Source organism: Photorhabdus sp. RM322S, from assembly GCF_042879395.1.
Classification (GTDB): Bacteria; Pseudomonadota; Gammaproteobacteria; order Enterobacterales; family Enterobacteriaceae; genus Photorhabdus; species Photorhabdus khanii.
In genome coordinates, this window is record NZ_JBHFKW010000012.1 from 1 (window position 1) to 13,631 (window position 13,631).

Sequence of the window (13,631 nt, forward strand, 5' to 3'; positions counted from 1 at the left end):
GTTTCTTTACCCATAATATTTAAGTCGGTTTTAGCCTTGGTATTTCCTAATTCAATTTTGCCATTAACGTTTAACGTGATATCTCGCTGGTCGCTGGTTAACTCTTTCAGGTTAACGCCGACACCGTCCTCTGTCGCCACCAGCCGGATTTTATTGGCATACATGCCGCCTAATGCTTTGGTATCAATGGCTAATTGCGGTTTAGCGCCTTCTCCGGCGATAGGGTTAACCGTGCCGTCTTTTAAGCTGATGCGGTTGGCTCCCTGCGTCAGAGAGAGTGTGTTGGCCTGAATTTTCCCATTTAATTCCGTAGCCCGGCTGATGATATCGACATAATCTGTCGCCTTACCCTCCAGTCCTTTGCTACCAATGGTAATCAGACCTTGTTTCACTTCCAATGCTTCCAGTGCCCCTTGTTTGTCAAACTGGGGTTTACCGGTAGTCAGGGTTGCGCTGGAAGTATTAATAAAACCACAACCATCACAGGTGATGCCGTTGGGATTGGCAATCATCACATTGGCTTTATTGCCCACAATTTCCAACTGACCTTGCAGCTCGGAGCGCCCGTTGCCGGTGACTTCATTGATAATCAGTTCCGCTGCGTTGCCTGTCAGGTTAGGGTTGGCGTTCAGTTGCCCGGCCAGCTGTGATTGTGCCGCCTGCGTGGCGTTATTGAGCACGGCACCCTGAGTGGCAACGTTAAACTCTTGATAGGTGTTGTGGGATATTCCCGCGCTATTCGGTGTGGCGATATTCACCACCGGGACATCACCCTGATTTTGTACCTGTGTGCGGTGATTATCCGGCGTTATTCCGGCGGCGATAGCCGGATGTAGCGGCTGGATGGCGGTCAGGTAAATTAAAAGATAACTCGTGGCCCTGACCAACGGGTTGCTGCGCTTATCCATCGTACTCTCTCTTTTCTGAAGTTAATTGGGCTTTGGTGATAAAACGGTCATTTTTCCATAGAAAATATTGATAATTTTATAGTGACATAATAAAACTATTCTAATGTGTGATTAATTATCTGTCTGAATGGATAGTGCGAAATGTGATCAGCATCAGGTTATTTAATCCTGACAATGGGGAATGCGATATATTAAATGTTGGAAAGTGGTGGTAATGCTGGAGATATTATCTCCTTACGCCAACTCCAGCTCTTTCAGTTTCCGCGTGATGGTATTACGTCTTCAACCCAACTGCTGATAAATCACTATTTCGACGTCGATATAAAAAACTTCGCCCCGGAGATAAATCGTGGTTTGCCAGTGATTGTTAACATGCTCCTACTTCCTATTTGCGTGCGAAACCCTTCCGTTTGCAAGGGATAATGAGCGGAGAACATCATAGTGAAAGCATATCAGCAGACAGTATCGGAATGGTTGCGCCTTGTTGGTGAACGCCAAGGCGTGGCTTTGAGCCTCGGCAGCGATGGTCACTGTACAGCACCTTTCGGTCAAGGTGGAGAGTGCATCATTGAAGTGCCGGATAACGACGATGTTCAGGCATTTTATATCTATATTCCGTTGTTGCGATTGCCAGCAGATGAACCGAGCCAGTTGATGCTGACTCGGGCTGCCCTTGAGCTGAATATGTTCGGTCTCACCACGGGCGGTAGTCAGATCAGTTTGGACAGTCGCACCAATTATCTGGTGTTGAGTTTCTCTGCGTTGATCGAGATGTTCGACGAAACTGCATTTATGCAGACTCTGGGTGAGTTTCTCGATCTTGGGATCAGCTTGCAGGCCCAGTTTCAGGTGATCAACTCTCAGCAGAATGAAGCATCTGCACTGCATCCATTACCAGGTTCAGCCATCGTATGCTGAGTGGTTGTCATCTTAATAACAAAGGAGAATAAGATGTCTATTCAAGGTCTTGGGCACACTCCCAGCGCTACTGCATTGTCGTCCCTCTCGAACGGGGAAGTACAGACACCGTCCCGCAATAACAATGTTCATCATCATCTTGCCTCCCATTACACCAGTACCGCTCTTGGTACTCAGGTGTCACCGGGCAAGGTGCTGACCACCACACTGAAATATCTGACCCTGAGTGCCCCAGCTCGCAAGATTGGCACTGCTATACAGGGAGGACATGACTCCCATGCACAGAGCGCCAAAGGTAAGGCGCGTTACTGGACCGGGGCCATTGTCAAGGGTTTGGCTAATATCACTGGCGGTGCCAGTAGCGTAACGAGTGGTGCGATTACGGTCGGTGTTGCAGGCGTTAAAAACCTGGCGGAATCCACAGGGCGTTTGCTGGCATCCTCTACCTTGGGGCTGGCTGGCGCGGGCATGAAAGGAGTCTCACATCTACCGCTTGGTGCGTCCGATCGTTTGCAGGCTGGAACCCGTGCCGAGCAATTGCTGAATTCCGCCAAGGTGATCGCCAAACCAGCCTTTGTGGCTAAAGCGGAACAAGAGCCGTTGAATGCTGTCGGAGCCAAAGCAGTGATGGATGAGGCTCAATTGGCGAGAGTCAGTTGCTCCAGTAGTTATCGGGATATGCCGGCAGGTTACAGTCATGCCACTTTGGCCGATATCCCGTCCTCGATACTGGCTCGCCGGGAGGATGGTAGTGGCGGTACCGGCAGTGAGTTAACCCTGCATGTTCGCCCCGGCAAGGGGGAGAATGATCCTTTGATCCTTGAGGGGGATCGCTGGTCTGCGCTCAAGGTTGCTGTCTATAAGCGTGACGATACCATGGTGCTTTCCTTTGTGGGCACTCAACCAACCAAGCGTCCTGGTACTGTGAAGAGTGATGTTGGCGCTGCTTTAGGGATCAAGGACAGTGCGTTTCAGGATGCTGATCGCTTGGTCAAGGCCTTTACCAAACAATATGGCGGCAAAGTTGAGGTTCTGGGCCACTCTTTAGGCGGTGGGTTGGCGCAATATGCGGGCATCAAACATGGGATCAAGGTCACCGCATTTAATAGCATGGGATTGCATGTAGGATTGCGGGATCGGCTGGCCGACAAGTTGGATAGTGCCAACGTTACCCACATCAATACCAGTAGCGATCCGCTGAGTCAGAAGGCCGAACATGGTATTTTTGGCCTGGATGCCTCTTCTCAGGTAGGCAAGCGTTATGTGATTGAGCACTCAGGTGGTCACCGTATGGAGGCGGTGACCGCTGGTCTGGAAGCCTTACTTGCTTAATGACTCGATATGTTATGGACAACGCCTCCTGTGGGAGGCGTTGTCGCTGCTAACAGACATTGTATCTAACGTAATTGCACGTTATTTCAGCGCATTGAGGATTTGCCAGGCCGCTTTGATGCGCGCCTCGTTGGGGTAGTTTTTATTGGCTAGCAGCACAATACCCATTTGCTCTTGCGGCACAAACGCGACATACGCGCCGAAGCCATTGGTGGAGCCGGTTTTATTGATAAAAAGCGCCTCTGTTGGCGGCTCCGGCGGCGATAGTTCCGTGGTTTTGTTGGCTTGATAAGCGATCTGCGCCGAGTTGCCGCTCAGTACCTGCTCAAGGGTAACGGGCCAGTGATAAAGCTCCCAGCCCAGTCCTTGCGTCATTTCCCCCACCCGGTAATAGCCGGTATGGGTTGCCCGAATGGCCTGTGCCAGCTTGCTATCACCTATGCGGGAAGGATCGATATTCGCATCAACGAAGCTGATCATATCCTGCACACTGGCTTTCAGACCATAGGCTTCTTCATCCAGTACGCCGGGGGTTACGCGAATCGGTTTATTCTCTTTTGAATAACCCCAGGCATAATTCTTCATATCCTGTTCGGGCACGTTAAACCGGGCATGATGTAGACCAAGCGGTGAAAGAATTTGGTTTGTTACCAGCATTGAGTAAGGTTTTCCAAGGCGTTGGGCAGCGATATAGCCCGCCAGGCCAATGCTGGGATTGGAGTATTGGCGGTAAGTTCCGGGCGCATACTTCGGCTGCCAGTGCTGATACCAGTTCACCATTTTGCTATTGCTGTCGATCTCATCAGGGAACTGTAATGGCAGGCCGCCCGCGGTGTAGGTGGCAATATTCAGCAGGCTTATATTGTCAAAGGCGCTGCCTGCAAGTGGTTGAAAATGCTGGCTGGCCTTATCGGAGAGGGAAATGGCTCCCGTCACTTGCGCCCAAGAAATCAGGCTGGCGGTAAAGGTTTTGCTGACTGAGCCTAATTCAAAGATCGTCTCTTTGGTGACCGGCGTGTTGTTCTCTTTTGACGCGTCACCGTATTGATAGAAGAAATGCTGACCGCGGAAAGTTACCGCAATCGCCATTCCTGGAATGTCATATTCCTGCATCAGGGAATGTATGGTCTTATCAACAGTATTTGTTAGATGGGACTGATCGGGTGTATTCGAAGCTTGAGCGCCGAGAGAAGCGGCGAGCAGCAGCCCGCCAGTCAGCACCGAAAATCGTTTTGTCATGTGGTGTGTCCTTTTATTACCGTGAGAGCGTTCAGTTCTGGATTTTATCAGTCTTTTCACACCCAATCACAAAATTTGTGATCTCTATCACCTGACAAAATAAAACCTTGCGGTTGTTGATTGAAAACCAAGGGCTTTCGTTTCTTTAATATCAATTTCTACTAAAAAAGCGGATGAAAGCTTATTTTGGGGTAAGCATAAGTAACGATAGAACTTAATATTCTCTTTCGTTTTGTTTTCAATCGAAACCTTTTTAACCTAATTTTGTCTATATAATAGACTGCAACACTGATCACAATTTCATTTCATTGCTTTTGTTGTAATTTAACCGAAAGAGAGGGAAAGCAATTCATCACAGGTGACGTGAACTTGTTGCTGAAATCTGAGGAGCATAACGGAATGGCAATGGACACTGTGAAAAGACGTGAACAGATTATTGACCTGCTGTGCCATGAGGGCAGTGTGCGTGTTGAGCATTTGAGTTCCCGTTTTGGGGTTTCCAGCGTCACTATCCGTAATGACCTGCGTTATCTGGAGCAAAAAGGTTGTGCGCTGCGTTCTTATGGCGGTGCCATGTTGAATCAGCAATTCGCCTTTGATCGCCCCCTGCAAGATAAAGGCCGGATGAATCGCGATGTGAAATCACGTATTGCGGCCACGGCGGCACAGTTTGTTAAGGATGGTGATGCCTTGATCCTTGACTCCGGCTCCACGACTACCCAAATCGTGCCATATCTTAAGGAACGGCGTGATTTGGTGGTCATGACTAACGCGTTGAATATCGCCTATGAACTGGCGGGATTTGATCGGATGGAGGTGATGGTGCTTGGTGGGAGTGTGCGTCAGAACTCCTACTCGCTTTATGGTCCGGCGGCGGAACAGCAATTGCGTCAGTATCGCTTTAATACTCTGTTTCTTGGTGTCGATGGATTTGATCTGGAAGCAGGGATTACCACGCCCCACCCCGGCGAAGCTCACCTTAATCGCGTGATGTGTGAGGTGGCACATGAAATTATCGCTGTGGCGGATGCCAGTAAATTTGGGCGCAGAAGCTTTTGTATGATCCGTCAGGCTGGACAGATTCATCGGCTGATTACTGACAGCCGGATCCCCGATAACTACAGGCGGGCATTAACTGAATTCGGCGTAGATGTGGTTATTGCCGACGAATAACTCTTACAGAGATTAGAACTTGTCTAAGAGTTTATAACCGGGTTTTTGCCCGCATGGGAGACACCATGCAGTCACTATTACAACTTATTCGTCGCCATAAATTAGGTGAAGCGGTGGGGATCTATTCGGTCTGTTCCGCCCACCCTTGGGTATTGGAAAGTGCTTTGCGCGTCGCTAAAGAGCGTAAGACGCCGATACTGATTGAAGCAACGTCTAATCAGGTTAATCAGTTTGGGGGTTATACCGGTATGCAGCCCGCTCAGTTCCGTGATGCCGTTTGGCGACAAGCTGATCTTATCGGTTTACCGCGTGATCGTGTTTGGCTGGGCGGTGATCATCTTGGACCGAACGCTTGGCAGGACCGCACCGCAGCAGAAGCGATGAAACTGGCTGAAACGTTGATACACGATTATGTGGCCGCAGGATTTCGTAAGATCCACCTCGATTGCTCTATGTCTTGCGCCGATGATCCAATACCGCTTGGTGATCATGAGATTGCGGTACGCGCGGCTCGTTTGTGCCAGGTGGCAGAACGTTGCTGGCAGCAGGTGGGGGGAGAATCACCGGTTTATGTGATCGGCACCGAAGTGCCGGTACCGGGCGGCGCTAAAGAAGCGTTGGAAGGAATGCAGGTCACGACACCTCAGGCAGCGGCCACAACGTTGAATGTACATCAACAAGCCTGGCGATTGGCCGGGCTGGAGCAGGTCTGGCCGCGGGTGATTGCGCTGGTGGTGCAGCCGGGTGTGGAGTTCGATCACCATAATGTCGAACATTATCAATCGGGACGTGCAGCGGCACTGAGTCAATATATCGAATCTCAGCCTTACTTAGTCTATGAAGCGCATTCTACCGATTATCAAACTGCACAGTCTTACCGTGAATTGGTTCGTGATCATTTCGCTATTCTCAAAGTCGGTCCCGCTTTGACTTTTGCTCTGCGTGAGGCGCTTTTCGCGCTCGATAAAATTGATGGTGAATGGAATGGGGAACAGACAGCGGCGAATCTGTGCGCCATATTGGAACAGGTTATGCTTGAACAGCCGGAATACTGGAACCGATATTACCACGGTACACCGCATCAGCAGTTTATTGATCGTCAATACAGTTTGAGCGATCGCGTGCGTTACTACTGGCCGCACCCGCAGGTACAACAGGCCGTGAATACTTTGATAGATAATCTGCGCCGTCATCCGGTTTCCCTTTCACTGCTGAGTCAGTACCTGCCAGAACAAGCGCAGGCAGTTAACGCGGGAAGGTTGGAAAATGACCCGCATGCCTGGGTGTTGGACAAGATTCGTTCTGTGCTTTTGAGCTATGCCCAAGCTTGTGAGTCTGAGGCACAAGGAGCTCTCGTATGAATGAGCTGTTTTTCTATAGCGAAGCCTGGCTGCGTGAGCATCACGCGTTGCATACTGCCAGAGAGATTCACCAACAGCCTGCGCTTTGGCGTCAGTTATATCAAAACCTGCAACGTGAGGAAGCGTTGTGGCGACCTTTTTTGCTGCCTTTGTTGTCTGATCCGCAGTTACAGATAGTGCTGTGTGGCGCAGGGTCATCCGCGTTTGTCGGGCGCGCGCTGGCTCCTTGGTTGCGTGAGCAGTGCGGGCTGAATGTGGTTGCGTACAGCACCACGGACATTGTGCCTTCTCCTTTGCAATACCTCGATCCAACACGTTCAACGTTGCTGATTTCTTATGGGCGATCCGGCAATAGTCCGGAGAGCGTGGCAGCGGTAAAACTGGCCGATCAGATACTACCACGCTGTTATCACCTGATGTTGACCTGCAATCCCGATGGTGCACTGGCACGTTATGCCGAAGGACGCGCTCATGTCTGTTCATTGAATATGCCGCAGGGTTCTCATGACCAGAGTTTTGCCATGACGTCCAGTTTCAGTTGTATGACGCTGGCGACAGCGTTGCTGTTGGGGCCGTTAACGCTGGAACAGCGTGGTGCGTCACTGATGGCGATGGCTGCGTTGTGCGAGCGAGAGTGGAGACAGTGGCAGGTACAGACTAAGCGACTGGCACGTAGTGGTTTTAAGCGCATGATGTGTTTGGGTTCCAGCTGTTTTACCGGTATAGCCGAAGAAGGGGCGCTCAAGATGCTGGAGTTGACCGCCGGGTATATCGCCACCCGTTACGATTCGTCGATGGGGGTGCGTCATGGGCCGAAGTTTATGATCGAGCGCGATACGCTGGTGGTCATGATGCTTTCTGCTGATAAGTATCGTCGTCGTTATGATCTCGATTTGTGGCATGAACTGAATCATGACGGACTGGCGCGTCAGGTTGTTGCTCTGAGTGGCACGCCGGGGGAAGGATTAACGGCGATTAACAGTGAACAAGATGATATCTGGCTGCTTTTTCCCTATCTGATGTTTTTGCAGATGTTAGCGTTTGAAACCTCGCTGGCGTTGGGTATCACGCCGGACAATCCATGTCCAACAGGGGAGGTCAACCGTGTAGTGAAGGGGGTGGAAATTTATCCTTATCTCTCATCTTATTCACAAAGAACAGCATGTAAGCAGGAGTGATTATGTCGATACCGAATATTTTAATGACCCGAATTGATAACCGGTTGGTGCATGGTCAGGTAGGTGTGACCTGGACCAATTCACTGGGGGCCAATTTGGTATTGGTGGCTAACGATCAAGTTGCCGGTGATTTGATGCAGCAAAACCTGATGGATATGGTGGTTTCCGATGGGATTCAGACCCGCTATTTCACTCTGCAAAAAACCATTGATGTGATCCATAAAGCGGCTGAACGCCAGAAAATTTTTATCGTCTGTAAAACACCGCAAGATGTACTGACGCTGGTTAAGGGGGGAGTGCCGATCCGATTTGTTAACGTGGGCAATATGCATTTTGCTGAAGGGAAGCGCCAGATCCATAAGACTGTTTCGGTTGATGATAGTGACGTAGTGGTGTTTCGTGAACTAGAGCAATTGGGTGTTACCTGCGAGATACGGCGGGTACCGGATGAAGCGGGAGAGCTTATCGATAAACTGTTGTTCTAAAGAGGTGAGTTATGCTGATTGATGCGATATTGATTGGATTACTGGCCGGGTTGGCGGGAGTGGATCTGTTTGATGGATTGACCCATTTTCACCGCCCAGTGGTGATTGGCCCGCTGGTCGGGTTGATTTTAGGGGATGTACAGACGGGTTTGCTGGTAGGGGGGACGCTGGAGCTGGTCTGGATGGGAATGGTGCCACTGGCTGGTGCTCAACCGCCAAATGTGGTGATTGGTGGGGTAATTGGTACCGCATTTGCTATTTTGACTCAGGCCGATCCTAAAGTGGCGATTGGTATAGCGGTACCATTTTCCATTGCGGTACAAGGCTGTATTACGCTGTTGTTTACCCTGTTCTCACCCATGATGCATAAATGCGATCAGATGGTGAAAGCGTTGAATTGGCGCGGTGTGGAACGTGTGAACTATCTGGGTATCACCATTTTGTTTTGCTTCTACTTTATTGTGGCGTTTTTGCCAGTCTATTTTGGTGCCGACGCTGCCAGCGTCATGGTGCAGAAAGCGCCGCAGTGGTTGTTGGACGGGTTGGCCGTTGCTGGCGGAATGATGCCTGCCATCGGTTTTTCCATGCTGATGAAAATCATGATGAAAAAGACCTATATAGCTTATTTCATTCTGGGCTTTATTTCGGTCACGTTCCTTAATATGCCAATTATTGCCGTAGCACTCGGCGCATTGGCGATCGCCTTAATCGATTTCTTTAACCGTTCCCGTATAGAAGATGCAGCTGAATGCGGCGCACCTACCACCCAGTCTCAGGAGATGGAAGATGGCATTTAACGATACCGATGCTGCTATGGCGGCTAAAGCTGAGAAAAGGATGGCGCAGGCACTGGCAACCAGTCAGGTTGAGCAGGATGATTATCAGGACAGTACACCGGGTGAAGAGCTGACTAACCGCGATCTGAATCGTATGGCGTGGCGCTCCCTGTTGTTACAGGCATCATTTAACTATGAGCGTATGCAGGCGGGAGGCTGGTTGTACACCTTGATCCCTGGGCTGCGTAAGATCCATAAGGATCCGCAAGATCTGGCGAATTCTATGAAGATGCACATGGAATTTATCAATGTGCATCCGTTTGATGTCACCTTCCTGTCCGGGTTGGTGCTGGCGATGGAACGGAATAAAGAGAAAATTTCTACTATCCGTGCCGTGAAAGTCGCGCTAATGGGGCCGCTGGGCGGGATTGGTGATGCGTTGTTCTGGCTGACGCTGTTGCCCATCTGCGCTGGGATTGGGGCATCTCTGGCGCTACAGGGCAGTCTGTTTGGTCCCCTCGTATTTCTATTGCTGTTCAATATCGTACATTTTGGCTTGCGTTTTGGTCTGGCACATTATGGTTATCGTACCGGAACCAGCGCGCTGGTCTTGCTAAAAAAGCATACCAAAAAGATCTCCCATGCGGCATCAATCGTGGGAATGACGGTGATAGGGGCACTGGTGGCTTCCTATGTCCATCTCTCGACACCGGTAGTGGTCAATGCCGGTAAGGCCAGTGTGGCGTTGCAGAAAGATGTGTTGGATAAACTGATGCCTAATTTATTGCCGTTATGTTTCACCCTGCTGGTGTTTTGGCTGATGAAAAAAGGATTTTCGCCGGTCAAGTTGATTGGCTTGACGGTGGTGATCGGCATTGTGGGTAAATTTGTTGGTTTTCTTTAACAAGCGCACTGAGGAGATGGCATGTTAGGTATTGTAATCACCGGTCATGGGTATTTTGCCAGTGGTTTGTTGCAGGCGGTGGAGCAGGTCGTAGGGCAACAGCCCCAGTGTTGTGCTGTCGATTTTCCAGAAGGGATCAGCACTGAAAAATTATTGGTGTTGCTGGAGGCGGCTTGCTCCGCCTGTGATAGTGGCGATGGTGTGATTATCCTCAGTGATTTGCTGGGCGGATCACCGTTTCGTCAGGCGGCACAACTGGCGATAGTCAATCCACGTTATGAAGTTATCACCGGGACTAATATGCAGTTGGTGGTAGAAATGATGCTGGACCGTGAAGGTATGGCGCTGGAAACCTTTCGTGATATGGCGCTGGAATGTGGGCGGCGGGGATTGACCAGCCTGTGGCATGAACAACAGAAACGGCGATATGACAGCCTGAATCTGGATGGCATTTAAGGAGCTTGTATGTACCTGATTTCCAGTCGTCAAATGCTGAAAAAGGCTCTGCGTGAAGGTTATGCGGTTCCTGCTTTCAACGTCCATAATCTGGAAACTATCCAGGTGGTAGCGGAAACCGCTGCCCGCCTGGCATCACCGGTTATTCTGGCGGGTACGCCGGGCACTTTCAGTTATGCGGGGACTGACTACCTGGTGTCAATCTGTCAGGATGCCGCTCGCCGCCACAATTTGCCACTGGCATTGCATCTCGATCATCATGAGGAATTGGAGGATATCAGCCATAAAGTGACCGCAGGTGTACGTTCAGTAATGATTGATGGCTCGCATTTACCCTTTGAGGAGAATATTCGTAAGGTGGCTGAGGTGGTACGATTTTGCCATCGTTACGATGTTAGCGTTGAGGCGGAATTGGGGCGGCTAGGCGGGCAGGAAGATGATTTGCAGGTCTCCAATGCCGATAGTTTTTTTACCGATCCGCTGGCAGCAAAAGCCTTTGTTGCCCGTACCGGTATTGATTCTCTGGCGGTAGCGATTGGCTCTGCGCATGGTTTATATCATGGTGAACCGCATCTGGATTTTGATCGGTTAGCTGCAATCTGTGAACAGGTGAATATTCCGTTGGTGCTGCATGGCGCATCGGGTATTCCTGAAGTGATGATACAGCAGGCGATTGGTCTTGGCGTATGTAAAGTCAATGTGGCGACCGATCTGAAAATTGCTTTTGCTGATGCGGTAAAGCGCTATTTCATCCAGCATCCAGATGCGAATGATCCACGTAAATATATCGCGCCGGGAAAACAGGCTATGCAGGCAGTAGTAGAAGAAAAGATCCGGATTTGTGGCAGTACAGGCAAGCTGTATTCGTGAAGATTCTGTTTTTTCATTCTGACTATAAGGAAACTGCTGTGAAAATAAGAACGTTAAATAAAATTACGTTGAGTTTATTAGCCAGTTCCGTGTTTTATGGCGCTCCAGTCTGGGCAGATAGCTGGCGATTGGAGGGTGACAATTATCATGTAGCGGTTAGCGATGAACACGGTAAAGTGACGCAACTAAAATTTGAAAATCCGAAAAACCACGATCAAATCATTACTGACAGTCTGTTTGAAATCACGTTGAAATCAGGAGAGAAGCTCACGGCTAAAGATTTTCAGATTACTGATATCAGCAAAAAGCACAATCGTATTGTTGTTTCCTTGAAACATGGCGACATTCAGGTAAGTAATATAATTACTGTGGAAGGTAAAGATAAGTACGGCTCGTTTGAAATCACTATTACACCGCAGGAAAACGCGTTGGAACTCAGCTCCGTCTCGTTGATACCATTTCACACTAAAACCGCTTTTGTTCACGGCTCTATCGTCAGTTCACCGATTATCAGCGATAGATTCTTTATTGTTCCCGGTAATCCATTGATTAACACTGAGGCTTATAAAGGGGACACTTCGCAAAAAATTGCACTCTCTATCCCGTTAGAGCCGGGGAAAACGTTAAGTTATAAGACGTATATTGGTGTTTATCAAGAAGGGCAATTGCGGCGCAACGTCAATGAATTTTTAAACAACGCTCGTCCGCGTAAATACAGCCCTTACCTGCATTACAACTCTTGGTACGATATTGGTTTCTTCACTCCTTATACCGAACAAGAGGCGTTGACCCGTATCAATCAGTTTGGGCAGGAGTTGGTGACTAAGCGCGATGTGAAGTTGAGTGGTTATCTGTTTGATGATGGTTGGGATAACCTCAAAGGAGATTGGGGTTTTAGTGAGGCATTTCCCCATGAATTCAAAAATCTTAAACAGGCGGCAGATCAATATCGTGCTCGTTTAGGTATTTGGCTTTCTCCTTGGGGCGGTTATGGTAAACCCGGTGAGCAACGTGTTTCTCATGCGGAGGAGTTTGGTTATGAAGTGATAGATGGCCGATTTGCGCTTTCAGGCCCTAATTACTACGCCAATTTCCATAACCGGGTGCTCAACCTGATTCAACAACAAAATGTATCCATGTTTAAGCTAGATGGCACCGGCAATGCTGATCGTGTGATTAAAGGGAGTTCATTCACCAGTGATTTTGATGCCGCTATCCATCTTATTGAAGATATGCGCGGTACAGGAAATGATCTGTTTATCAACTTGACCACGGGCACCAAAGCCACGCCTTCCTGGCTATTTTTCGCCGATTCTATTTGGCGTGGTGGCTATGATGTGGAGTTTTACGGTAAAGGTTCCAAAGTGCAGCAGTGGCTTACCTACCGTGATGCGGAAACTTATCGTAATGTCGTAAGAAATGGGCCGCTGTTCCCACTGAATTCGTTGATGCTGCATGGTATTGTTTATGCTAAACAGGCTAAGCATCTGGATAAACAGTCACCTAAAGATTTTGCCGATCAGGTTTGGAGCTATTTTGGCAGTGGCACTCAGTTACAGGAGATGTATGTTACGCCTGAACTGTTGACCACAGAGGATTGGGATACGCTGGCAAATGCGGCGAAATGGTCAGAGGAAAATAAAGATGTGCTGTTTGATACCCATTGGATTGGTAAAGATCCCACCGATCTAGCGGTGTATGGTTGGGGAGCCTGGAGTCCGAAAAAGTCGATTATTACTTTGCGTAATCCTGCTGATGAAGTGAAACAATATTATCTGGATCTGCAAAGCGATCTTGAATTACCTGATAATCAGCCTTCGGTATATGACGTTAAGATAGACTATGGCGAGAACAACTCGGTGCCGAAGTTTATCAATAAAACAGCGTTGATTACCCTCCAGCCGTTGGAGACGTTGACCTTTTCTTTGACACCATCGAAATAATCACCGTGTTATTAAGTGGCCCTGGATAAACTATTTTATTCAGGGCCGTGATTATTTGTGGAAACTATTATGGCGGTGTTTTATTAGA

At 49.1% G+C, this 13,631-nt stretch carries 13 protein-coding genes; 11 read left to right on the forward strand and 2 right to left on the reverse strand.

Translation table 11 applies throughout. The annotated features are described in order from the left end of the window. A partial coding sequence (locus ACGF63_RS09050; RefSeq protein WP_387630260.1) for a filamentous hemagglutinin N-terminal domain-containing protein occupies window positions 1-908 on the reverse strand: 908 nt, incomplete at its 3' end. Window positions 909-1,349: 441 nt separating this feature from the next. On the opposite strand from ACGF63_RS09050, the gene ACGF63_RS09055 reads away from it, so the two are divergent. Both ACGF63_RS09055 and ACGF63_RS09060 read left to right on the forward strand, forming a co-directional pair. After that, on the forward strand, window positions 1,350-1,826 hold the full coding sequence (locus tag ACGF63_RS09055; RefSeq protein ID WP_387630262.1) for a CesT family type III secretion system chaperone: 477 nt from the start codon (window positions 1,350-1,352) through the stop codon (window positions 1,824-1,826). A 33-nt stretch (window positions 1,827-1,859) separates the two neighbouring features. After that, window positions 1,860-3,158, forward strand: coding sequence for a phospholipase (locus ACGF63_RS09060; protein WP_387630265.1), 1,299 nt, complete (start codon window positions 1,860-1,862; stop codon window positions 3,156-3,158). A gap of 81 nt (window positions 3,159-3,239) precedes the next feature. Here the strand turns inward: ACGF63_RS09060 and ampC are convergent, their stop codons facing one another. Next, entirely contained in the window at window positions 3,240-4,397 is a 1,158-nt protein-coding gene (gene ampC / locus ACGF63_RS09065) for a class C beta-lactamase (protein ID WP_387630268.1), read from the reverse strand. Window positions 4,398-4,796: 399 nt separating this feature from the next. Between ampC and agaR the strand changes: the two genes are divergently transcribed. The 9 genes from agaR (at window position 4,797) to ACGF63_RS09110 (ending at window position 13,543) form a co-directional block, all read left to right on the forward strand. Next, window positions 4,797-5,570 carry a transcriptional repressor AgaR gene (gene agaR, locus ACGF63_RS09070; protein WP_036849720.1) on the forward strand — a complete coding sequence of 258 codons (774 nt, stop codon included), beginning with the start codon at window positions 4,797-4,799 and terminating at the stop codon, window positions 5,568-5,570. Window positions 5,571-5,635: 65 nt separating this feature from the next. Beyond that, the gene (locus ACGF63_RS09075; RefSeq protein ID WP_387630272.1) at window positions 5,636-6,931 is read left to right on the forward strand and encodes a D-tagatose-bisphosphate aldolase, class II, non-catalytic subunit; all 1,296 of its coding nucleotides are present in this window, start codon (window positions 5,636-5,638) and stop codon (window positions 6,929-6,931) included. Further along, on the forward strand, window positions 6,928-8,109 hold the full coding sequence (locus ACGF63_RS09080) for an AgaS family sugar isomerase (RefSeq protein ID WP_152963110.1): 1,182 nt from the start codon (window positions 6,928-6,930) through the stop codon (window positions 8,107-8,109). Before ACGF63_RS09075 ends, ACGF63_RS09080 begins: the two co-directional genes overlap by 4 nt. A 2-nt stretch (window positions 8,110-8,111) precedes the next feature. Then, a complete protein-coding gene (gene agaV / locus ACGF63_RS09085; protein ID WP_152963109.1) occupies window positions 8,112-8,594 on the forward strand; it encodes a PTS N-acetylgalactosamine transporter subunit IIB in 483 nt (160 codons plus the stop codon). 11 nt (window positions 8,595-8,605) lie between these two features. After that, the gene (gene agaW / locus ACGF63_RS09090) at window positions 8,606-9,391 is read left to right on the forward strand and encodes a PTS N-acetylgalactosamine transporter subunit IIC (RefSeq protein WP_152963108.1); all 786 of its coding nucleotides are present in this window, start codon (window positions 8,606-8,608) and stop codon (window positions 9,389-9,391) included. Beyond that, the gene (locus tag ACGF63_RS09095; protein WP_021323155.1) at window positions 9,381-10,274 is read left to right on the forward strand and encodes a PTS system mannose/fructose/sorbose family transporter subunit IID; all 894 of its coding nucleotides are present in this window, start codon (window positions 9,381-9,383) and stop codon (window positions 10,272-10,274) included. Before agaW ends, ACGF63_RS09095 begins: the two co-directional genes overlap by 11 nt. Before the next feature lie 21 nt (window positions 10,275-10,295). Further along, window positions 10,296-10,730 carry a PTS galactosamine/N-acetylgalactosamine transporter subunit IIA gene (agaF, locus tag ACGF63_RS09100; protein WP_036849725.1) on the forward strand — a complete coding sequence of 145 codons (435 nt, stop codon included), beginning with the start codon at window positions 10,296-10,298 and terminating at the stop codon, window positions 10,728-10,730. Window positions 10,731-10,739: 9 nt separating this feature from the next. Continuing rightward, on the forward strand, window positions 10,740-11,600 hold the full coding sequence (locus tag ACGF63_RS09105; RefSeq protein ID WP_036849726.1) for a tagatose bisphosphate family class II aldolase: 861 nt from the start codon (window positions 10,740-10,742) through the stop codon (window positions 11,598-11,600). Between the two features lie 38 nt (window positions 11,601-11,638). After that, window positions 11,639-13,543 carry an enterotoxin gene (locus ACGF63_RS09110; protein WP_162524171.1) on the forward strand — a complete coding sequence of 635 codons (1,905 nt, stop codon included), beginning with the start codon at window positions 11,639-11,641 and terminating at the stop codon, window positions 13,541-13,543. Window positions 13,544-13,631: the final 88 nt, after the last annotated feature.